We start from the raw sequence: 20,358 nt of genomic DNA, 5'->3' as shown, positions 1-20,358 counted from the left end.
GCCGACGAGGAAGCAGGAGCAGAAAGTGGAGGGAGGGGCGTCAGGAGGCGGTCGGCACGCGAGCGCCGATCGCCGCGGCCGCGACGGAACCGCGGTCGACATAGTGGGGCGGGAGGAGGTCGACGCCGACGGTGCGGCCGGAGTCGATCTGCTGGAGGGTGCGACCGACGGCCGCACGGCACATCGCGTCGAACGGGAGGGGGAAGGAGCTCACCGGGACCGGCAGCGCCGCTCCGTCGTAGCTCGCGCAGGCGGCGAGGACCGAGAGGTCCCCGGGGACGGAGAGGCCGCGCTCGAGCACGCGCTCGACGGCGGCCTCGGCCACGGGCTCGTTGCAGTGCAGCACGAGGGCGGTCGGGGCGATCGCGGATCCGAGGATCGCGTCGACGGCGGACGCGGCGTGGGCGCGGCCGAGGTGCGGGCGCTCGACCACGATCTCGAGGCCGAGCGCGACGCACTCCGCCCGGAACGCGTCGTCGAAGCGGCGGACGAAGCCGGCATTGCGGTCGGTGTACGACTGCGGGTGCTCGATCAGGCCGACGGACCGGTGGCCCTGCTCGGCGAGCGTGCGGACGCTGCGGCGCGCCGCCTCCGCGAAGTCGAGGTCGACGCACGCGAGGTCGTGGGCGTCGGCGGGGACGCCGATGAAGGTCGCGGGCACCCCCGCGTCGCGGATGAGCGCGGCGCGGTCGTCGTCGTCGTCGACGCCCATCAGGACGATGCCGTCGACGAGCGAGGAGGAGGAGACGCGGTCGATGCCGCTGGAGGCCTCGTCGGTGACGAGCAGCAGCACGTCGTAGTCGGACTCGCGGGCCCGCTCGAGCACCTCCGTCACGAAGCGCATGTGGGTGGGGAGGTGCAGCTCGCCGCGCATCGGCGCCGAGAGGGCGAGGATGTGGGTCCGCGCCCCAGCGAGCATCCGGGCGCCGGCGTGCGGCCGGTAGCCGAGCTCGCGCACCGCGTCGTCGACCCGCTGGCGGGTGGTGGCGGCGATGGAGCGCTTGCCCGAGAGAGCGTAGGACACCGTGCTGATCGAGACCCCGGCAGCGCGGGCGACGTCATGGATGGTCGCCATCGTTCCTCCTGCCGGACCTCGTCGTCGGACCCCCTCGACGCTCGAAACGCTTCGACGGGGCTGTGCTGCTGAGCACTGTACGCAGAGTCGAAGCGCTTCCGCAACAGGTTTGTCGCGACCCGCGACATATCGGCCGCCGAGACCGAAGATGCAATCGATCGGCGTTGCGCGCAGCCGCCGCCCCCGATATGTTGGCCACAACAACAATTCGGCGACGTCGCCGGAAAGGATCGGATCCATGTCCCTGACCCCCACCCGCGCCGACAAGTTCTCGTTCGGCCTCTGGACCATCGGCTACAACGGCACGGACCCCTTCGGCGGCCCGACCCGCGAGCCCCTCGATGTGGTGCACGCCGTCGAGAAGCTGGACGAGCTGGGCGCCTACGGCCTCACCTTCCACGACGACGACCTCTTCGCGTTCGGCTCGACCGACGCCGAGCGCCAGACCCAGATCGACCGCCTCAAGGGCGCGCTCGAGTCGACCGGCCTCGTCGTGCCGATGGTCACCACCAATCTCTTCAGCGCCCCGGTCTTCAAGGACGGCGGATTCACCTCCAACGACCGCGACGTCCGCCGCTTCGCGCTGCGCAAGGTCCTCCGCAACATCGACCTCGCCGCCGAGCTGGGCGCCCAGACCTTCGTGATGTGGGGCGGCCGCGAGGGCGCCGAGTACGACTCCGCGAAGGACATCCGCGCCGCTCTCGAGCGCTACCGCGAGGCCGTCAACCTGCTCGGCGACTACGTCACCGACAAGGGCTACGACATCCGCTTCGCCATCGAGCCGAAGCCCAACGAGCCCCGCGGCGACATCCTCCTGCCGACCCTCGGTCACGCGATCGCGTTCATCGACTCGCTCGAGCGCCCCGAGCTCGTCGGCGTGAACCCCGAGGTCGGCCACGAGCAGATGGCGGGACTGAACTTCACCGCCGGCATCGCCCAGGCGCTGTACCACGGCAAGCTCTTCCACATCGACCTCAACGGCCAGCGCGGCATCAAGTACGACCAGGACCTCGTCTTCGGCCACGGCGACCTGCACAACGCGTTCTCGCTCGTCGACCTCCTCGAGAACGGCGGCCCCGGCGGAGTCCCCTCCTACGACGGCCCGCGCCACTTCGACTACAAGCCCTCGCGCACCGAGGACGAGACCGGAGTCTGGGACTCGGCCGCCGCGAACATGCGCACCTACCTGCTGCTGAAGGAGCGCGCCGCGGCCTTCCGCGCCGACCCCGAGGTGCAGGAGGCGCTCGCCGCCGCGAAGGTCGCCGAGCTGCAGACCCCGACGCTGAACGAGGGCGAGTCCTACGACGACCTGCTCGCCGACACCGCGTCGTACGAGTCGTTCGACGCCGACGCCTACCTCGGCGGCAAGGGCTTCGGCTTCGTGCGCCTGCAGCAGCTCGCGACCGAGCACCTGCTCGGCGCCCGCTGATCGCTCCGGCACTCCCCTGACGGACGAGACCCCCTGCCCTCCGGCACGGGGTCTCGTCCGTTCCCCCGTACCCCCCCTTTTGAAGACGCATCCCGCCGCTGCGGGAGGAACGGACACGGCGATGACGCTGGTCGCAGGAGTCGACTCGTCGACCCAGAGCTGCAAGGTGGTCGTCCGCGACCTCGAGAGCGGAGCGGTGGTCCGCACCGGTCGCGCGAGCCACCCCGACGGCACCGAGGTGCACCCCTCGGCCTGGTGGGACGCGCTGACCGCGGCCCTGGCGGATGCCGGCGGACTCGACGACGTCGCCGCGATCTCGATCGGCGGGCAGCAGCACGGCATGGTCGTGCTGGACGCCGACGGCGAGGTGATCCGCCCCGCACTGCTCTGGAACGACACGCGCAGCGCGGGCGCCGCCGAGGCGCTGGTCGCCGAGCTCGGGGCGGAGGAGTGGGCGCGCCGCACGGGCACCGTCCCGGTCGCCTCCTTCACGGCCACGAAGCTCCGCTGGCTCCGCGACGCCGAGCCCGACAACGCGGCGCGCGTCGCGGCAGTGGCCCTCCCCCACGACTGGCTGACGTGGCGCCTGCTGGGCTACGGACCCGGATCCCCGCGCGGCGTGGACGTGGACGCGCTGACGACCGACCGCTCGGACGCCTCCGGCACCTCGTACTGGGGCGCCGACGGCTACGACCTCGAGCTGCTCGAGCACGCGCTCGGACACCGCCCGGCGCTCCCGCGCGTGCTCGGGCCGTCGGAGGAGGCGGGCCGGACGCCTGAGGGCCTCGTGGTCGGCCCCGGCGCCGGCGACAACGCGGGCGCGGCGCTCGGTCTCGGCGCGGGACCCGGCGACGTGGTCGTCAGCATCGGCACGAGCGGCACCGTCTTCGCGGTGACCGAGGACCCGGTGCGCGACCCCTCCGGGACCGTCGCCGGCTTCGCCGACGCGAGCGGGCGCTTCCTGCCGCTCGTCGCGACGCTCAACGCCGCCCGCGTGCTGTCTTCGACCGCCGCCCTGCTCGGAGCCGGCTTCGACGAGTTCGCCGACCTCGCGCTGCAGGCGGAGCCGGGCGCCGACGGCCTCGTGCTCGTCCCGTACTTCGAGGGCGAGCGCACCCCCAATCTCCCGGATGCGACGGCGAGCCTGCACGGCATGACCATCGCCTCGACCACGCGCCCGAACCTCGCGCGCGCGGCGATCGAGGGCATGCTCTGCGGTCTGGCCGACGGCCTCGACGCGGTGCGCGGCCTCGGAGTCGAGGCGCACCGCATCCTGCTGATCGGCGGAGCGGCGCAGAACCGCGCCGTGCAGCTGGCCGCCTCGCAGGTGTTCGACGTTCCCGTGGTCGTGCCGACCCCCGGCGAGTACGTGGCCGACGGAGCCGCGGTGCAGGCCGCGTGGGCGCTGACCGGCTCGCGGCCGACGTGGCAGGTCACCTCGGTCGCCGAGCCGGCGGCCGACCACCGCCCCGCGATCCGCGCGCAGTACGCGGCGGCCCGCGCCTGACGCCGTCTGCGAGATGCCACTCCGGTACGCCTTCGACGGCGTGTCGCGTACCGGAGTGGCATCTCGCAGGGCAGCCGAGATCAGGACGTCATCGAGTCCACGTACTCGCGGTTCTCGTCCATCCACTCGGCGAGCGCCGCGTCGCGGTCGTCCGACGCGGAGTTGAACAGCGCGTTCTCGAGCGAGTAGAGCGTCTCGGAGTCCATCCGGAAGTCGCGCATCCAGCTGCTCAGCGTCGGGAAGTCGCCGTCGAACGAGCTCGAGCCGAACGAGTGGATGTCCTCCGCCTCGCCGAGCAGCCCCTTCGGGTCCTCGAGGTCCTTCACCGGGAACGCGTCGTAGGCCCAGTGCGGGCGCCAGAGCGTCACGGCGATGTCCTCGCCGTTCGCCGTCGCGGTCTCGAGCTCCTGCAGCATCGCCGGCGTCGACGACGTCAGGTACTCCATCCCCTCGAGGCCGTACCCGGGGATGACCTCCTCGGTCGTCACGGCGTTCAGCCCCGACCCGGGCTCGATGCCGATGAGCCGGTTCCCGACGACGTCCGGATTCGCCGCGAGCTCCTCGAGCGTGTCGATCGGAGCGTCCTCGTTGACCGCGATGGTCAGCTTCGCCTCGTCGTTCCAGGCTCCGAGGTCGACGAGCTGGTCGCCGTACTGCTCCAGGTAGCTGCCGTGGGTGGTCGGCAGCCAGGTGTCCAGCGCCAGGTCGTAGCTCCCGGCGGCGAGCCCCGCGAAACCGGGCGCCACGTCGATGTCCGAGAGCTCGACGTCGTAGCCCTGCTCCTCGAGCACGGCGCCCCAGAGCGCCGACACCGCGATGCCCTCGTCCCAGCCCTGGAACACGGCCAGGCGCACGTCGGTGCGGTCGCCGTTATCGACGGAGGCGGTGCTCGCCGGCCCCGCGACGGCCGACGCGCCGAGGGAGGCGACGACGGCGACCGAGACGGCCGCGACGGCCGAGCGGGTCAGGATCACGGCGCGACGGCTGCCGGCCCGGGCGACGCGGGCGGGCGAGGGCTTCCCCAGCGCCCCCGTCATCCGGTCGAGCACGATCGCGAGGATCACCACCGAGATCCCGGCCTCGAACCCGAGCGACACGTCGATCCGGTTGAGGCTCGCGACGACATCGCCGCCCAGCCCGCCGGCGCCGACGATGCCGGCGATGACCACCATCGAGAGCGACAGCATGATCACCTGGTTGAGCCCCGCCAGGATCGACGGCAGCGCGAGCGGCAGCTGGATCTGGCGCAGGATCCGCCACTTCGACGAGCCGAACGCCTCCCCCGCCTCGACGAGCTCGGGGTCGACCCCGCGGATGCCGAGCTCGGTCAGGCGCACCCCCGGCGCCATCGCGAAGACGATCGTCGCGACGATGCCGGGCACGACTCCGACGCGGAAGAAGATCAGCGCCGGGATCAGGTACACGAACGCCGGCATGGTCTGCATCAGGTCGAGCACCGGGCGGAGGATCGTGGAGGCCGTCCGGTTGCGCGCGGCGAGCACGCCCAGCGGCACGCTCAGCGCGATGGCGATCACGGAGGCGACCAGCACCAGCGCGAGCGAGTCCATCGCGTTCTCCCACTGGTCCACGCTCACGATCACCACGAGCCCCACCGCGGTGCCGATCGCGAGGACCCACCCGCGCGCGGCGTAGGCGAGCACCGCGAGGAACGCGATGATCACCCAGAACGGCGGAGTGGCGAGCACCGCGTCGACTCCCGTGTAGAGAGCGCCGAAGACGGTCCTGATCAGGTCGAAGACGGGCTGGAAGACCGCGGTGAGGGCGTCGATGCCGCTCTCGACGGCGTCGCCCAGGGGCAGGCGGATCATCGCACGCCCCCCTCGCTCGCGAGCACGGAGTCGTCGACGGGTCCGCCCGTCGCGTGCAGCGTGGCCGTGACGAGCTCCGTCGGGATCGTCGCCGGCGGCTCGATCACCGGCTGCTCCCCGGTCTGCGAGCTGATGTTGCCGAGGGCGGCCAGCAGCGTGACGCGCGGGATCGCTCCGAGCAGGCGTCCGCTCCCGTCGACGACCGCGACGGGCAGCTCCGTCTCGACGGCGGGCTCGATGATCTCGCTCAGCGCGGTGTCCGGAGCGACGGCGACGACGTCCGCAGTGACGACGGCCGAGAGATCGACCTCGCTCCGGCGCACCTGCCCCATCACGTCGCGGTCGCGGACGGTCCCGACCAGTCGGCGTCCGGCGCCGACCACGAACGCCGCGGAGGTCTGCAGGTCGCGCATCCCGCGGAGCGCCGCGCGGGGCCCGGCGGCGAGGGTCACGACGGAGCGCGGCGGCTCCATCACGGCGGCGGCGGTCAGCACGCGCGCACGGTCGACGTCCTGCACGAACTGCGCGACGTAGTCGTTCGCCGGGTCGGTGAGGATCTCCTCCGGAGTGCCGATCTGGACGATGCGGCCGTCGCGCATGACGGCGATGCGGTCGCCGAGGAGCATCGCCTCGTTGAGGTCGTGGGTGATGAAGACGATCGTCTTCCCGAGCTCCTGCTGCAGCTCGATCAGCTGCTCCTGCATCTCGCGCCGGATGAGCGGATCGAGTGCCGAGAACGCCTCGTCCATCAGGACGATGCCCGTGTCGGCCGCGAGCGCGCGGGCGAGGCCGACGCGCTGGCGCATGCCTCCGGAGAGCTCGCCGGGCGTCGTGTCGTGCCAGCCGGCGAGTCCGGCGCGCTCGATCGCCAGCAGCGCGCGCTCGCGCCGCTCCTGAACGGGGACGCCCTGGATCTCGAGCGGGTAGGCGACGTTGTCGAGCACGGTGCGGTGCGGCAGCAGCGCGAAGTGCTGGAACACCATCGAGACGGACGAGCGGCGCACCCGCCGCAGCTCCCCCTCGGGCACTCCCGTGATGCTCGACCCGTCGATCACGACCTCGCCCGCCGTCGGCTCCTGCAGGCCGTTGAGCATGCGGATCAGCGTGGACTTGCCGGAGCCCGAGAGCCCCATCACCACGAAGATCTCGCCGCGGCGCACGGCGAACGAGGCGTCGATCACCGCCGCGGTCCCGGAGGAGCCGAGGTCGTCCCGGTCGGCGCCCGCCCGCAGTCGCCTCACCGCCTCGTCGGGACGCCGTCCGAAGACCTTGAAGAGCCCTCTCGCCTCGAGGGCGGGAACGGCGAGGTCCTCGAGGACCCCTCCGCCCGCGGGCTCGCTGATGTCGTTCTGGTTCTGCTGCACGTACGCTCCGTCGGGGCGCAGGACGGATCCCGCGCTCTCTCATCTCGTGGTGCCGGGTCGGGGCGCGTGGGACTCCCCGGGTCGAGCCTCCGCGTGCTGCTCGCCGCGCGACGCAGGCGGGGGATGGAGGCGTCCGGGGTGTGTCCGAGGCGGCCTCGGGGCCGCCTCCGCTCCCGCTGACCGTACGCTCGCGGCTCTCCGTCACGGGGACGGGGCACGGGCGCGGACCGGTTCATCGGGGTCTCGAAGACCGCCGTCCACGGTAGCCGCGGAGCCCCGATCCGGCAAATGTCGGACTAATGGAGGAGGGGTGTCAGCGGCCGCGCGCGTCCGCGTCGTCAGCGAGGAACCCCAGATCAGGGATCATTACGCTTCGTTGCTCGATCGTTACCCGACTCTCCCGGGAGAACCGACCGGCAGTCCGGATCAGGCCGTCGTGTCCCCCGACGGACCGGACGGAGCAGCGGCTCCCACTCCGCTCACCGGCTCGCCCTGCCACGACTCGAGCACCCACTCCGAGCCGCCGCCCACGAGCACGACGACGCCGGTGTTGTCGAGCAGGTGATCGGCGATGAAGCGCGCGTCGAGGTCCTTCGAGCGCAGCCCCGCCCAGCAGCGGATCGCCGCCCCGTGGCTGACCAGCGCGACCGTGCCGTGCCCCGACGACTCCGCCTCCGCGACGACGGAGTCGTACCGCGCCGCGAACTCCTCACCCGTCTCACCCCCGGCGAGCGTCAGCGCGGTCTCGCCGCCGGCCCAGCGGAACACGGTGCCCATGTACTCCTCGACCGCGGCCTCGTCGCCGCGCATCTCGAGACCGGCGGCCGCGATCTCGCGGATCCCGTCGCGCTCGATCGGCTCGAGCCCCAGGGCCGCCGCGAGCGGCGCCGCCGTCTCGTGGGTCCGGCGCATCGTCGAGACGTAGAGCGCGCCGATGCCCTCACCGGCGAGCGTCTCGGGCAGCAGCTCCGCCTGGGTGCGTCCGAGCTCGGTCAGCCCGGGTCCGGGGATGCGGGTGTCGAGGAGCCCGGCGACGTTCGAGGGCGTCTGGCCGTGGCGGATGAGGAGCAGGCGCATCCGTCCACGGTACCCGCCGCGCATCGCGGGAACCCTGGCCTCGGCCCAGGGCCACGGCTCCCGCCCCGCGTGCACCCCCTGTGCCAGAATGACCGGGACCGAAGGGACGCGCCTGTGCCGACACGATCAGGACGCAGCTCCGGAGTGACCCTGCACGACGTCGCGCGAGAGGCCGGCGTCTCGCTCGCCACCGCCTCGCGATCGCTGAACGGCAGTCAGCGCAAGGTCGCCGAGGAGTACCGAGTCCGCGTGCTCGCGGCCGCCCAGCGCCTCGGCTACTCCCCCAACCTCTCGGCCCAGGCCGTCGCCAAGGGCTCGACCAGCACGGTCGCCCTGATCGTCAGCGACATCGCCGACCCCTACTTCTCGACCATCGCCGCGGGCGTCGCCGGAGCGGCGGAGCAGCTCGGCCTCGTCGTCACGATGGCCGTCACCGGCCGCGACTCCGCCCGCGAGCTCGCCATCGTGCGGGCCCTGCGCGGCGCGCGGCCGCGAGTGATGATCCTCGCGGGCAGCCGCTTCGCCGGCGAGGACGAGCGCGACGCGCTCATCGCCGAGCTCACCTCGTTCGAGGCCGCCGGCGGCCGCGTCGTGCTGATCAGCCAGGGCGGACTGCCGTTCCCGACCGTCGTGCTCGACAACCGCGCGGGTGCGCGAGCGCTGGCCGAGGCCCTCGTCGAGCAGGGCTACCGGCGCTTCGGAGTCGTCTCCGGCAGCCCCGCGATCCTCACGTCGCACGATCGCGTGCAGGGCTTCCGCGAAGGGCTCGAGGCGCACGGCATCGCCCTCGACGACGCGCTCGTGGTCGAGGCGCCCTTCTCGCGCGACGGCGGATTCGACGGCGCCACGAGGCTCCTCGCCGAGCACCGCGACGAGATCGACCTCGTCTTCGCCGTGAGCGACGTGATGGCGATGGGAGTCTCCTCGGCCCTGCGCGCGGCCGGGATCGAGCCCGGCGCCGACCTCGGCGTCGCGGGCTTCGACGACATCCCCACGGTGCGCGACGTGCACCCCGCGCTCACGACCGTGGCCGTGCCGTTGCGCGAGCTGGGCGAGCGCTCCCTCGCCGTCGCGCTCGGCGACGACGACGCTCCCGCCGAGCCCGTCGCGACCTCGGTGGTCCTGCGCGCGAGCACTCCGGGGCCCCGAGCGACGTAAGGTGTGCTCACACGCGCCCGCGGACGGGCGGGTCCCGCGCTGACGCGGGCTCGGACGGTCCCTGCGACAGGGCGCCGCCGATCACAGAGAGCCACGGTGCCCCGATGCCGGAAGACAAGCCCGCGCCCCGGGCTCCCAGCATCTACGACGTCGCGCGCGCCGCCGGGGTCTCGCACCAGACCGTCTCCCGCGTCCTGAACGACCACCCGAGCCTGCGCGCCGAGACCAAGCGCCGCGTCCTCGCCGTGATGGCCGACCTCGACTACCGGCCCAACCTCGCCGCCCGCGCGCTGGTCACCAGCCGCACGCGCACCGTCGGCGTGCTGTCCTCGCAGAGCCTCCAGTACGGCCCGGCCTCGAGCATCCAGGCGATCGAGGTCGCTGCGCGCGACGCCGGCTACCTCGTCGTCACCGCCAACGTCGACGGCACCGACGGCGAGTCGATCCAGGCCGGGATCCGCCACCTGCTGAACCAGGCGGTCGAGGGTCTCGTGGTCATCGCGCCGCAGATCCGCGTGTTCGACATCCTCTCGGGAGCCGCGCTGCGGATCCCGCACGTGACCCTGCAGACCTCGGACGACTCCCGCGACGACGCGCTCTACGTCGACCAGATGGCGGGGGCCCGCCTGGCCACCGCGCACCTGATCGACCTCGGGCACACCGAGATCGTGCACCTCGCGGGCCCCCAGGACTGGATCGAGGCGGAGGCGCGGATGCGCGGCTTCCTAGCCGAGCTCGACGACCGCGACATCGCGATGCGACCGCCGCTCCTGGGCGACTGGAGCGCCGAGCGCGGCCACCGCGTGGGCCTGGAGCTCGCGCGGTTCCTCGACTTCACGGCCGTCTTCGCCGCGAACGACCAGATGGCGCTGGGCCTGCTGAGCGCCTTCCACGAGCGCGGGATCCGGGTACCCGAGGACGTCAGCGTGATCGGCTACGACGACATCCCCGAGGCCGCGTTCTACTGGCCGCCGCTGACGAGCGTGCGCCAGGACTTCGCCGAGCTCGGCCGCCGCTGCATGGCGACGCTGCTCAGCCTGATCGAGGGCGAGCGGCCGGAGCCGGCGCCGCCGATCGAGCCGCAGCTCGTCGTCCGCGGGTCCACCGCGGCGCCCCGCACACTGCGCCCGGTAGGCGTCGCGGAGCGTCCGTCACCGCGCGCCGTTACCGAGTCGCAACTTTCCCGGTGGCACGAAAGCGATCCGCGGGTCTAGCATCACTCCATGTGATCGCTCACATGAGCGCTCACATCCCCGCCCCGCAACCGGGAGCGGCCCCTCCCACTGCATTCAATGACGAAGGAATCACAGTGACCACTATGAAGCGCTCCCTCCTCGCCGGCCTCGCCGGCGGAGCGATGATCCTCTCCCTCGCAGCCTGCTCCAGCGGCGGCGACTCGGGCAGCGGCGACGGCGGCGGCGAAGGCGGACTGGTCGGCGTCGCGATGCCGACGAAGTCCTCCGAGCGCTGGATCGCCGACGGCGACAACGTCAAGTCGCAGCTCGAGGAGGCCGGCTACGAGGTCGACCTGCAGTACGCCGAGGACGACATCCCCACCCAGGTCTCGCAGCTCGAGAACATGATCACCAAGGGCGCCAAGGCCCTGATCATCGCCTCGATCGACGGCACCACCCTCACGAGCGTGCTCGAGGAGGCGGCCGCGAACGACATCCCGGTCATCGCCTACGACCGCCTCATCCGCGACTCGGCCAACGTCGACTACTACGCGACCTTCGACAACTACAAGGTCGGCGTGCAGCAGGCCACCTCGCTCCTCGCGGGCCTGGGCCTGACCGACCTGACCGGAGCCCCCGCCGCCGACGCGCCGGCCGGCCCGTTCAACATCGAGCTGTTCGCCGGAAGCCCCGACGACAACAACGCCACGTTCTTCTTCAACGGCGCGATGGACACCCTCAAGCCCTTCATGGACGACGGAACCCTCGTCGTCAAGAGCGACGAGACCGAGTTCACCACCGTCGCCACGCTGCGCTGGGACCCCGAAGTCGCCCAGAGCCGCATGGAGGACATCCTGACCAAGTCGTACTCCGACGGATCCCAGGTCCAGGGCGTCCTCTCGCCCTACGACGGCCTCAGCCGCGGCATCATCTCGGCCCTGACCGACGCCGGCTACACCGTCGGAACCGACTTCCCGATCATCACCGGCCAGGACGCCGAGCTCGACTCGGTCAAGGCGATCATCTCCGGTGAGCAGTACGCGACCATCTACAAGGACACCCGCGAGCTCGCGGCCGAGGCCGTCACCATGGCGCAGGCCGTCCTCGAGGGCACCGAGCCCGAGGTCAACGACACCGAGACCTACGACAACGGCGAGAAGGTCGTCCCGTCGTACCTCCTCGAGCCCGTCATCGTGACCAAGGACGACATCGAGTCGGTCCTGGTCGACGGCGGCTACTACACCGACGCCGAGATCAACGGTTAAGCGCGAACCTCGGTGGGGTGATCTGCGGCGTTGTCGTCGGGCGCGATGGTTCCACCATCGCTTCCTCCTCCGCCTTGCAGCTCACCCCACCGAGAACCGCGACCGCCCTCCAGGAGGAGGAGCTCCGCGACAGCCCTCCCGAGGAGGAGCCGCCGCGGATGCCCTCCTGAGGAGGAGCTGTTGCGTCACTCCACTTAACAAAGAGGAGCGGAAGCGAGCGAGGCCTCCCCGAGGGGCCGTGACCGGATCGGCGCCCGAGAGGGTGCGGGTCGCGAGTCGGTACTGAACGATCCGAGCCGGGTCCCCGAGAGGGGGCCCGGCTCCCTGAAGGAGTGAGGCGTAGTGAGCACCAACATTCTCGAGATGCGCGGGATCACCAAGACGTTCCCGGGTGTCAAAGCGCTGCAGGACGTGACCCTGAACGCCGCGCGCGGCGAGGTGCACGCGATCTGCGGCGAGAACGGCGCCGGCAAGTCGACGCTGATGAAGGTCCTGTCCGGGGTCTACCCGCACGGCACCTACGAGGGCGACATCGTCTTCGAGGGCGACGTGATGCAGTTCGGCAGCATCCGCGACTCGGAGGCCAAGGGCATCGTCATCATCCACCAGGAGCTGGCCCTCAGCCCCTACCTCTCGATCGCCGAGAACATCTTCCTCGGCAACGAGGTCCGCGGATTCGCGGGGCTGATCGACTGGAACAAGACCAATCAGGAGGCGGCCGCGCTGCTCGCCCGGGTGGGTCTGAAGGAGAACCCCACGACGAAGATCCAGGAGATCGGAGTCGGCAAGCAGCAGCTCGTCGAGATCGCCAAGGCGCTCTCCAAGCGGGTCAAGCTGCTCATCCTCGACGAGCCCACCGCGGCGCTCAACGACGAGGACTCGGACCACCTGCTCGACCTGATCCTGCACCTGAAGGAGCAGGGCATCACGTCGCTGATCATCAGCCACAAGCTGAACGAGATCAAGAAGATCGCGGACACCGTGACGGTCATCCGCGACGGCAAGACGATCGAGACGATCGCTCACGACGACGTGACCGAGGACCGGATCATCAAGGACATGGTCGGCCGCGACCTCGACCACCGCTATCCGGACCACACCCCGCACATCGGCGAGGAGATCCTCCGCGTCGTGGACTGGACGGCCCACCACCCGCAGGACCCGACTCGCGTCATGGTCGACAAGGTGAACCTCACGGTGCACCGCGGCGAGATCGTCGGCATCGCCGGCCTCATGGGCGCGGGTCGCACCGAGTTCGCGATGAGCCTCTTCGGCCGCTCCTACGGCAGCCGCATCTCGGGCCAGGTCTTCAAGGCCGGCAAGGAGATCAAGATGCGCAACGTGTCGGAGGCGATCGCCCACGGGCTCGCCTACGCCACGGAGGACCGCAAGCACTACGGCCTCAACCTCATCGACGACATCAAGCGGAACATCTCGCTCGCCTCGCTCGAGAAGGTGTCGAAGGGCGGACTCGTCGACGACAACCGCGAGTTCGAGGTCGCGAACGAGTACCGCGGCAGCATGAACATCAAGTCGCCGACCGTGCTCGCCAAGACCGGCAAGCTCTCGGGCGGCAACCAGCAGAAGGTCGTCCTGTCGAAGTGGATCTACTCCGACCCCGACGTCCTGATCCTCGACGAGCCCACCCGCGGCATCGACGTGGGAGCGAAGTACGAGATCTACACCATCATCAACAAGCTCGCGGCGGCGGGTAAGGGGATCATCGTCATCTCCTCCGAGCTCCCCGAGCTGCTCGGCATCTGCGACCGCGTGTACGCGCTGTCGGAGGGCCGGATCACGGGCGAGCTGCCCATCGCCGAGGCGACCCCCGAGGCGGTCCTCACCCTCATGACCCAGGAGAAGCAACGATGACCGATCTGCAGAACACCCCGCCCACGGCGGCGGGTGCGCAGGTGAACCCCACCGAGAACGCCTTCACGAAGCGCCTCAGCCACGTGCTGGGCGACCTCGGCAAGAACGGCATCTTCATCGCCCTCATCGTGGTGGTGCTGCTGTTCCAGATCATGACCGAGGGGATCCTGCTGCGCCCGCAGAACATCTCCAACCTGATCGTCCAGAACGGCTACATCCTGATCCTCGCCATCGGCATGGTGATGGTCATCGTGGCCGGGCACATCGACCTCTCGGTCGGCTCGGTCGCCGCGTTCGTCGGAGCCGTCTCGGGTGTCTTCGCGGTCACCATGGGTCTCCCGTGGTGGCTGTCGATCATCCTGTCGCTCGGCATCGGCGCCCTCGTCGGCGCCTGGCAGGGCTTCTGGATCGCCTACGTCGGCATACCCGCGTTCATCGTGACGTTGGCGGGCATGCTGATCTTCCGCGGCCTCGCGCTCGTCGTCCTCGGCAACGCGAACATCGGCTCCTTCCCGATCGAGTACCGCGCGCTGGGCAACGGCTTCCTCACCGACCTGTTCGGCGAGACCGCGCTCGACCCGCTGTCGCTCGGAGTCGGCGCGCTCGCGATCATCGCGTTCACCGTGCAGTCGCTGCGCACCCGCCGCGGCCGCCAGAAGTACAACCAGAGCGTCGAGCCGGGCGTCTGGTTCGTCACCAAGCTCGTCCTCGTCGCGCTCGTGATCGGCGCCTTCGCCTTCGCGCTCTCCACCTTCAAGGGCATCCCGGTGACCCTGATCGTGCTGGCCGTGCTCGTGCTGGTCTACGGCGTCGTGATGAACCGCTCGGTCTTCGGCCGCCACGTCTACGCGATCGGCGGCAACCTGCACGCCGCGGAGCTGTCGGGCATCAAGACCCGCAACGTGACCTTCTGGCTGTTCGTCAACATGGGCGTCCTCGCCGCCCTGGCCGGACTCGTCTTCACCGCCCGCCTGAACCTCGCCGGCCCCAAGGCCGGAGACGGCTTCGAGCTCGAGGCCATCTCGGCCGCCTTCATCGGCGGCGCGGCGGTCCAGGGCGGCGTCGGCACCATCGGCGGCGCGATCCTCGGTGGTCTGATCATCGGCGTCCTGAACAACGGCATGTCGATCATGGGCATCGGCATCGAGTGGCAGCAGGCGGTCAAGGGCCTCGTGCTCCTGCTCGCGGTCGCGTTCGACGTCTACAACAAGCGCCGCGCAGGCGGACGCTGATCGGAGTCCCGTGCCCGACTGGTCGCGGTTCCTCCCGCTGAGCGCTCGGCCCGACGTCGACGAGTCGGGGGTCAGCAACGACTGGCGCCCGCTCGTCGCCGATCGACTCGATCGCCTCGCGGTACTGGCCGCCTCCCCCTCCTTCCTGGAGGAGGAGGCGGCCGGTGCCGTCTCCGCCCCCTCCACCCCTCCTCCCTCCGCCGCCGCCGTGCTCGGCGAGCTCGTGGTGCGGCTCTCGAGCAGCACCGGCCAGCGCCTCGCCACCCGCGTCGGCGCCAGGGAGGCGGGCTCCCCTCCCCCGGCCGAGCAGATCCCCGGCGCTCTCACGGCGCTCGCCTCGGCCCGGCGCTCCGGCTCCGGGTCCCGCGGCGTGGCCGACCTGGTCGACGTCGTCCGGGTCGAGCTGAGCCTCGTCACCGGAGTCGACCTGCCGCCGCGCGTCTCGGGTGCGATCGCGATGGAGCGGATGCAGCGCGCGCCGCTCCCGATCCGCGCCGCGCTCCGCGGCCGCTCCCTCGTCGCGACGGACGCCGGCTGGGAGCTGGGCCTGGGCCCGGCCGTCCGGGCGCCGGCCGAGGTGCTGCTGCGCTTCCTCCTCGGGCTCGGGCCGTTCCCGGACGCACCGCCCGCCGACGCGTAGGGCGGAGCCGTCCGCCCCCGCCGCGAGCTCCCCCGTACGATCTGCAGGCCTCTGCACGATCTGCAGGCCCGCGCACGATCTGCAGGGGAATGTGCGATCTGCAGGGGACTGTGCGATCTGCAGGGGATGTGCACCCGGCGCGGCGGCAGCAGGCGGAGGAATGCGTTTGCCAGCCCGGATCCCCTGCGAATCGTGCACCGATCGCTCCGAGCCCGCACACCGCCGACCTCCGGCCCGGAGACAAGGACGTCGGACCGCGCCCGTAGCATCGGGGCATGGACCGCTCGCTGCCGAGAAGCTCACCGTCCGCCCGCGGAGTGGACGCCGCCGGCGTCCTCGCCCTCGTCGACTCCCTCGAGGAGGCGCCCGGCATCGAGCTGCACGGGCTCGTGCTGGTGCGCGGCGGGAGCGTCGTCGCCGAGGGCTGGTGGGCGCCCTACTCGGCCGAGCGGCTGCACCTGCTCTACTCCTACTCCAAGAGCTTCACGGCGACGGCGGTCGGCCTCGCCGTCGCCGAGGGGCTCGTCGATCTCGACGCCACCGTGCTGTCCTACTTCCCCGAGCTCGACGCCGAGGTGACGGACGAGCGCTCGCGCGCGATCCGCGTCCGGCACGTGCTCGCGATGGCCAGCGGGCACCGCGAGGAGACGATCGACCGCGCGCGGGCGATCGATCCGGTCGACATGGTCCGGGGCTTCCTCCTGGTGCCGCCCGACGAGGAGCCGGGCGGGCTCTTCGCGTACAACCAGCCGTGCACCTTCGCGGCCGCCGCGATCGTGCAGCGGGTGAGCGGGGAGTCGCTGGTCGACTACCTCCGGCCGCGGCTGCTCGATCCGCTGGGGATCGGCGAGGTCGCGTGGCTGCGCGACGCCTCCGGTCGCGAGATCGGCTACAGCGGACTGCACGCCACGACCGAGGCAGCGGCGGCGCTCGCGCTGCTCTACCAGCAGGAGGGCCGCTGGGACTCGGAGCAGCTGCTGAGCGCCGAGTGGGTCGCGGAGGCATCGACCGCCCACGTCCCCACGCCGACCGGGACCGGCGACGACTGGACCGGCGGCTACGGCTTCCAGTTCTGGCGCTCGCAGCACGGCTACCGGGCCGACGGCGCCTACGGGCAGTTCGGCCTCGTGCTGCCCGAGCACGACGCGGTGCTCGCGATCACCGGCCAGACGACCGACACCGAGGGTCTGCTCGCGCGGGTCTGGGAGCACCTGCTGCCGGCGCTCCAGCCGGAGGGCGCCGTCGCCCCGACCGGGGCGGAGGAGGCGCTCGCGACGCGCCTCGGCGCCCTCGGCCTCCCTCCGCTCGCCCCTGCCGCCGTCGACGTGGCGCCCGGTCGCTACCGGCCGTCGCACTCGGAGATCCTCTCGCTGACCGGTCTCGAGCTCTCGGTCGAGCCCGCGGGCTGGACGCTCGCGCTGATCGAGGGCGAGGACCGGCTGCTCGTCGCGCCGGGATCCGGGGAGTGGACGACGACGGACGTCCTGGCCGCGAGCGCCGGCCGCGGCCCCGCCGGCGAGCTGCTCGTCGACGTGCTGTTCCTCGAGACGCCGCATCGACTGCACCTCGCGCTCGACGCCGCCGCCGCGACGTTCACCGCGCGCTGGGCGACGGAGCCGCTGCACGCCGGCCCGCTGCGCGAGCTCCGCGCGCCGCGCTGAGGTCGAGAGGGCCCGCCGCCCCCTCGTGCATGTCGGCGTCGGCCTGTACGGTGGATCGCAGGAATGTTTACGTGAACACCCGTGAAGTCCCCGTGCAAAGGAGCACAGCATGACGTCTCGACTCAGACCGTTCGGATGGGCGGTGACGGCACTCGTCGTCACCGGCCTCCTGGGAGCAGGAGCGCCCGCCGTCGCGGCGCCGCTCGCGAGCGCGGTGGTGACCGATCCCGCCGACGGAGTGCCGCGCGCGGATCCGCCGCCCGTGTACGACTCCTTCCCCGCGATCCAGGATCCGGGCCGGAGTGCGGCCGGCTACTTCCAGCCGAGCTGGTACGACACCGACGGGCGCCACATCCAGGCGCACGGCGGGCAGATCGTCACGGTGCAGGAGGACGGCGCCGACGTGCACTACTGGTACGGCGAGGACCGCACGAAGGGCTACTACAACAGCCCCGGAGTCGCCGTGTACCGCTCGACCGACGGGATGAACTGGGAGAACCGCGGCACGGCGCTGCGCAGCGTCCAGACCCCCGAGGAGCTCGAGCAGCCCTATTTCGACGCCCTCTACGACACCGTCGACGACGCCGGAGTGCCGCGCGCCGACCGGATCGCCGAGATCGACTACCACCTCGACACGAACCAGACCTCGCCCAACACCGCGATCTTCGAGCGCCCGAAGGTGCTCTACAACGAGAAGAACGACCAGTGGGTGATGTGGTGGCACTCCGACGGCCGCATCACGCCGGGCGGCAGCACGTATGCGCGGTCGTTCGCCGCGGTCGCGGTCTCGGACAGCCCGACCGGTCCGTTCACGATGACCGGCGCCTACCGCCTCTACAACCGCACCGACTACAAGGCGTGCATCTCGGCGGCCGTGCCGGGCCAGGCCCGCGACATGACCGTCTTCCAGGACGAGGACGGCACCGCGTACATCTCCTACTCCTCCGAGGAGAACCGGAGCCTCTACATCGCGAAGCTCGACGCCGACTACACCAACGTCGAGCGCACGACGACCACGGACACCCTGGACGCGAACCAGTACTCGGCCGACGGCACCTACCCGTACGTCTTCGCCGACGGGACGCCCGGCGCTCCCGTGCGCGGGACCGACTTCCAGATCGTGAAGGAGTGCGGCGTCCTGGAGGCGCCCGCGATCTTCGCCGAGGGCGGGAAGTACTACACGCTCGCCTCGGGCGCGACCGGATGGGCGCCGAACCCGCAGACCTACTACACGGCCGACAGCGTGCTCGGACCGTGGATCCGCGGCGTCCAGGCCGGCGACCCGTACGAGAACGTGGCGTACAACCAGATCCCGGAGGGCGGCGACGGACTCCTCTCGGTCGGCGACGGCCGCAAGACGACCTTCGGCTCGCAGTCGACGAACGTCCTGACCCTCGGCGCCGGCAGGCACGTCTACATGGGCGACCGGTGGAACGACGGCGCGGCCGACTCGAACTACGTCTGGCTGCCGATGACCATCGGCGAGAACGGGCGCCTCGAGATGCGCAATCCCGCCGTCGAGGACCCGGCGCGCTGGGCCGACGGCTGGGACGCGTCGTACTGGGACGACAAGGGCGTCGGAGCCGGCCTCTGGTCGGTCGTCGACGACCGCCTCCCCGACACCGTCACCCGCGCGGCCGACATCGGCGCGAAGCTGCCCGCGACCGTCTCGGTCCGCTCCCCCGGCGGGACGCGCGACGTGGCCGTCGAGTGGGAGCCGACCGGTCCGAACGTCCTGGGCACGCTCAGCGTCACGGGCGTGCTGGCCGGCGACGCCGAGTACTCGGACGGACGCCGCTTCACCCGCACCATCGAGGTCGCCGAGCCCGGGATCGCGAACCTCGCGCGCCTGGCGACGGTGACGACGACGAGCCGCTCGGACCTCGCTCCGAAGCTCGTCGACGGCGACCTGAAGGGCAAGGGCTGGGACGACTGGACCTCCACCGGGTACCCGCGCGACAGCCGCCTGACCTTCACCTGGGGCTCGCCGCAGGACCTCGACTCGCTCACCGTGCACACCTACAAGGACGGAGCCGCGAGCTGGCCCTCGAGGATCGAGGTCGAGTACCAGGTCGACGGCGCCTGGCGCACGTCGACCGTCGCGGCGACCCTGACCCAGGTCGCGACCGACGCGGCGCCGACCGTGGCACTGGATCTCTCCTCCCTCCCCGACACCGCGGCCGTGCGCCTGCACCTCACCAGTGCGGCGAACACCTGGCAGTCGATCTCGGAGGTCGAGATCTGGGGCGAGGCGCCTCCGGTCAACCTGTGCCGGATCGCCGGCTCGAGCGTGAGCGCGTCCTTCAGCCAGACGGAGTGGGCGACCCTGCCCGCGGCGAACGCGTGCGACGGGAACGCGGCGACCACGTGGTCGACGTGGTCGAGCGCGCCGCTGCGGAGCAGCGCGGACTTCACGCTGACCACCGCGGCGTCCCACCGCGTCGACCGGGTGACGTTCACCAACATCGAGGGCACGATCGCGTCGGCGAGCGTGGCGTACCGCGGCACCGACGGCGTGTGGCGCCCGACCACTGCGCAGACCGCTCCGGTCGCGGCGAACGGCGCGGCCACCACGCTGACGTTCGGTGCCGTCACGGCGACGGGCCTGCGGATCACCTTCGCGACTCCGGACTCGTTCGTGAAGATCACCGAGATCGTGGTGCCGGAGGCCGCCGCCCCGGCGGTCGTGGCCCCCGTCAGCGTCACGAGCCGCTGCATCGCCAAGAAGGCCGTCCTGACGGTCACTACGGCGAACGGCTCGGCGATGCCGATCGACGTGACCGTGCGCTCGGCCTACGGGCAGAAGGCGTTCTCGCAGGTCGCTCCGGGAGCGAACGCGACGCACGCGTTCACGACGCGCCTGGCCACCGCACCGGCGGGCCAGGTGACGGTGACCGCGGTCGGCGGCGGGGAGACGCTCGAGCAGACCGTCGCCTACCCGGCGCGGGGCTGCTGACCCGGAGCACTGAAGGGAGCCCCGGTCGGGTGGACATCGTCCCCCGACCGGGGCTCCTCCGCGTGACCGCGCGAGTCGACGTGCACCGGAAGAGGGGTCTCGGTGCGGAGTGCGGCAC

General features: G+C 71.5%; 14 protein-coding genes. 10 read left to right on the top strand and 4 right to left on the bottom strand.

Features of this window, described 5'->3' with window-relative positions:
* Positions 1-40: 40 nt before the first annotated feature.
* Positions 41-1,075 (bottom strand): LacI family DNA-binding transcriptional regulator, encoded by a 1,035-nt coding sequence (locus LRG51_RS16150; RefSeq protein ID WP_170116412.1) that lies wholly within the window; start codon positions 1,073-1,075, stop codon positions 41-43.
* Positions 1,076-1,313: 238 nt separating this feature from the next.
* Between LRG51_RS16150 and xylA the strand changes: the two genes are divergently transcribed.
* Positions 1,314-2,504: a xylose isomerase gene (gene xylA, locus LRG51_RS16145; RefSeq protein WP_055791178.1), complete on the top strand. Its 1,191-nt coding sequence runs from the start codon at positions 1,314-1,316 to the stop codon at positions 2,502-2,504.
* Between the two features lie 121 nt (positions 2,505-2,625).
* Positions 2,626-4,011, top strand: coding sequence for a xylulokinase (xylB, locus tag LRG51_RS16140; protein WP_230673649.1), 1,386 nt, complete (start codon positions 2,626-2,628; stop codon positions 4,009-4,011).
* Positions 4,012-4,091: 80 nt separating this feature from the next.
* Here xylB and LRG51_RS19610 read toward each other — a convergent pair whose 3' ends face one another.
* The 3 genes from LRG51_RS19610 to LRG51_RS16120 all read right to left on the bottom strand — a co-directional run bounded on the left by LRG51_RS19610 (position 4,092) and on the right by LRG51_RS16120 (position 8,281).
* The gene (locus LRG51_RS19610; RefSeq protein ID WP_055791173.1) at positions 4,092-5,840 is read right to left on the bottom strand and encodes an ABC transporter permease/substrate binding protein; all 1,749 of its coding nucleotides are present in this window, start codon (positions 5,838-5,840) and stop codon (positions 4,092-4,094) included.
* Positions 5,837-7,183, bottom strand: coding sequence for a quaternary amine ABC transporter ATP-binding protein (locus LRG51_RS16125; RefSeq protein WP_230674083.1), 1,347 nt, complete (start codon positions 7,181-7,183; stop codon positions 5,837-5,839). Before LRG51_RS16125 ends, LRG51_RS19610 begins: the two co-directional genes overlap by 4 nt.
* 447 nt (positions 7,184-7,630) lie before the next feature.
* Entirely contained in the window at positions 7,631-8,281 is a 651-nt protein-coding gene (locus LRG51_RS16120; protein ID WP_230673647.1) for a histidine phosphatase family protein, read from the bottom strand.
* Between the two features lie 144 nt (positions 8,282-8,425).
* On the opposite strand from LRG51_RS16120, the gene LRG51_RS16115 reads away from it, so the two are divergent.
* From LRG51_RS16115 to LRG51_RS16080, 8 genes are all read left to right on the top strand, one after another.
* The gene (locus LRG51_RS16115; RefSeq protein ID WP_107575634.1) at positions 8,426-9,439 is read left to right on the top strand and encodes a LacI family DNA-binding transcriptional regulator; all 1,014 of its coding nucleotides are present in this window, start codon (positions 8,426-8,428) and stop codon (positions 9,437-9,439) included.
* A gap of 104 nt (positions 9,440-9,543) precedes the next feature.
* Positions 9,544-10,653 carry a LacI family DNA-binding transcriptional regulator gene (locus LRG51_RS16110; RefSeq protein WP_230673645.1) on the top strand — a complete coding sequence of 370 codons (1,110 nt, stop codon included), beginning with the start codon at positions 9,544-9,546 and terminating at the stop codon, positions 10,651-10,653.
* A 104-nt stretch (positions 10,654-10,757) separates the two neighbouring features.
* Positions 10,758-11,879 (top strand): multiple monosaccharide ABC transporter substrate-binding protein, encoded by a 1,122-nt coding sequence (chvE, locus tag LRG51_RS16105; protein ID WP_055791166.1) that lies wholly within the window; start codon positions 10,758-10,760, stop codon positions 11,877-11,879.
* 342 nt (positions 11,880-12,221) lie between these two features.
* Positions 12,222-13,751: a multiple monosaccharide ABC transporter ATP-binding protein gene (gene mmsA, locus LRG51_RS16100; RefSeq protein WP_055791163.1), complete on the top strand. Its 1,530-nt coding sequence runs from the start codon at positions 12,222-12,224 to the stop codon at positions 13,749-13,751.
* Positions 13,748-14,983, top strand: a complete 1,236-nt coding sequence (gene mmsB / locus LRG51_RS16095) for a multiple monosaccharide ABC transporter permease (RefSeq protein WP_055791160.1) — start codon at positions 13,748-13,750, stop codon at positions 14,981-14,983. The genes mmsA and mmsB overlap by 4 nt, the downstream gene beginning before the upstream one ends.
* Positions 14,984-14,993: 10 nt before the next feature.
* Positions 14,994-15,623 carry a hypothetical protein gene (locus LRG51_RS16090; protein WP_230673643.1) on the top strand — a complete coding sequence of 210 codons (630 nt, stop codon included), beginning with the start codon at positions 14,994-14,996 and terminating at the stop codon, positions 15,621-15,623.
* Positions 15,624-15,898: 275 nt separating this feature from the next.
* Positions 15,899-17,284 (top strand): serine hydrolase domain-containing protein, encoded by a 1,386-nt coding sequence (locus LRG51_RS16085; protein WP_230673641.1) that lies wholly within the window; start codon positions 15,899-15,901, stop codon positions 17,282-17,284.
* 109 nt (positions 17,285-17,393) lie between these two features.
* Positions 17,394-20,240 (top strand): discoidin domain-containing protein, encoded by a 2,847-nt coding sequence (locus tag LRG51_RS16080; protein WP_230673639.1) that lies wholly within the window; start codon positions 17,394-17,396, stop codon positions 20,238-20,240.
* Positions 20,241-20,358 lie beyond the last annotated feature (118 nt).

Origin of the sequence: Rathayibacter sp. Leaf248, from assembly GCF_920939495.1 — a bacterium.
Lineage (GTDB): Bacteria > Actinomycetota > Actinomycetes > Actinomycetales > Microbacteriaceae > Rathayibacter > Rathayibacter caricis.
Note: the sequence above shows the minus strand (reverse complement) of the source record. Positions and strands in the feature narration are given on the sequence as shown.

Bases quoted from the DNA above. Each gene is read 5' to 3' on its own strand.
- LRG51_RS16150 (WP_170116412.1), bottom strand. From the start codon at position 1,075: ATGGCGACCATCCATGACGTCGCCCGCGCTGCCGGGGTCTCGATCAGC.
- xylA (WP_055791178.1), top strand. From the start codon at position 1,314: ATGTCCCTGACCCCCACCCGCGCCGACAAGTTCTCGTTCGGCCTCTGG.
- xylB (WP_230673649.1), top strand. From the start codon at position 2,626: ATGACGCTGGTCGCAGGAGTCGACTCGTCGACCCAGAGCTGCAAGGTG.
- LRG51_RS19610 (WP_055791173.1), bottom strand. From the start codon at position 5,840: ATGATCCGCCTGCCCCTGGGCGACGCCGTCGAGAGCGGCATCGACGCC.
- LRG51_RS16120 (WP_230673647.1), bottom strand. From the start codon at position 8,281: ATGCGCCTGCTCCTCATCCGCCACGGCCAGACGCCCTCGAACGTCGCC.
- LRG51_RS16110 (WP_230673645.1), top strand. From the start codon at position 9,544: ATGCCGGAAGACAAGCCCGCGCCCCGGGCTCCCAGCATCTACGACGTC.
- chvE (WP_055791166.1), top strand. From the start codon at position 10,758: ATGAAGCGCTCCCTCCTCGCCGGCCTCGCCGGCGGAGCGATGATCCTC.
- mmsB (WP_055791160.1), top strand. From the start codon at position 13,748: ATGACCGATCTGCAGAACACCCCGCCCACGGCGGCGGGTGCGCAGGTG.
- LRG51_RS16085 (WP_230673641.1), top strand. From the start codon at position 15,899: ATGGACCGCTCGCTGCCGAGAAGCTCACCGTCCGCCCGCGGAGTGGAC.
- LRG51_RS16080 (WP_230673639.1), top strand. From the start codon at position 17,394: ATGACGTCTCGACTCAGACCGTTCGGATGGGCGGTGACGGCACTCGTC.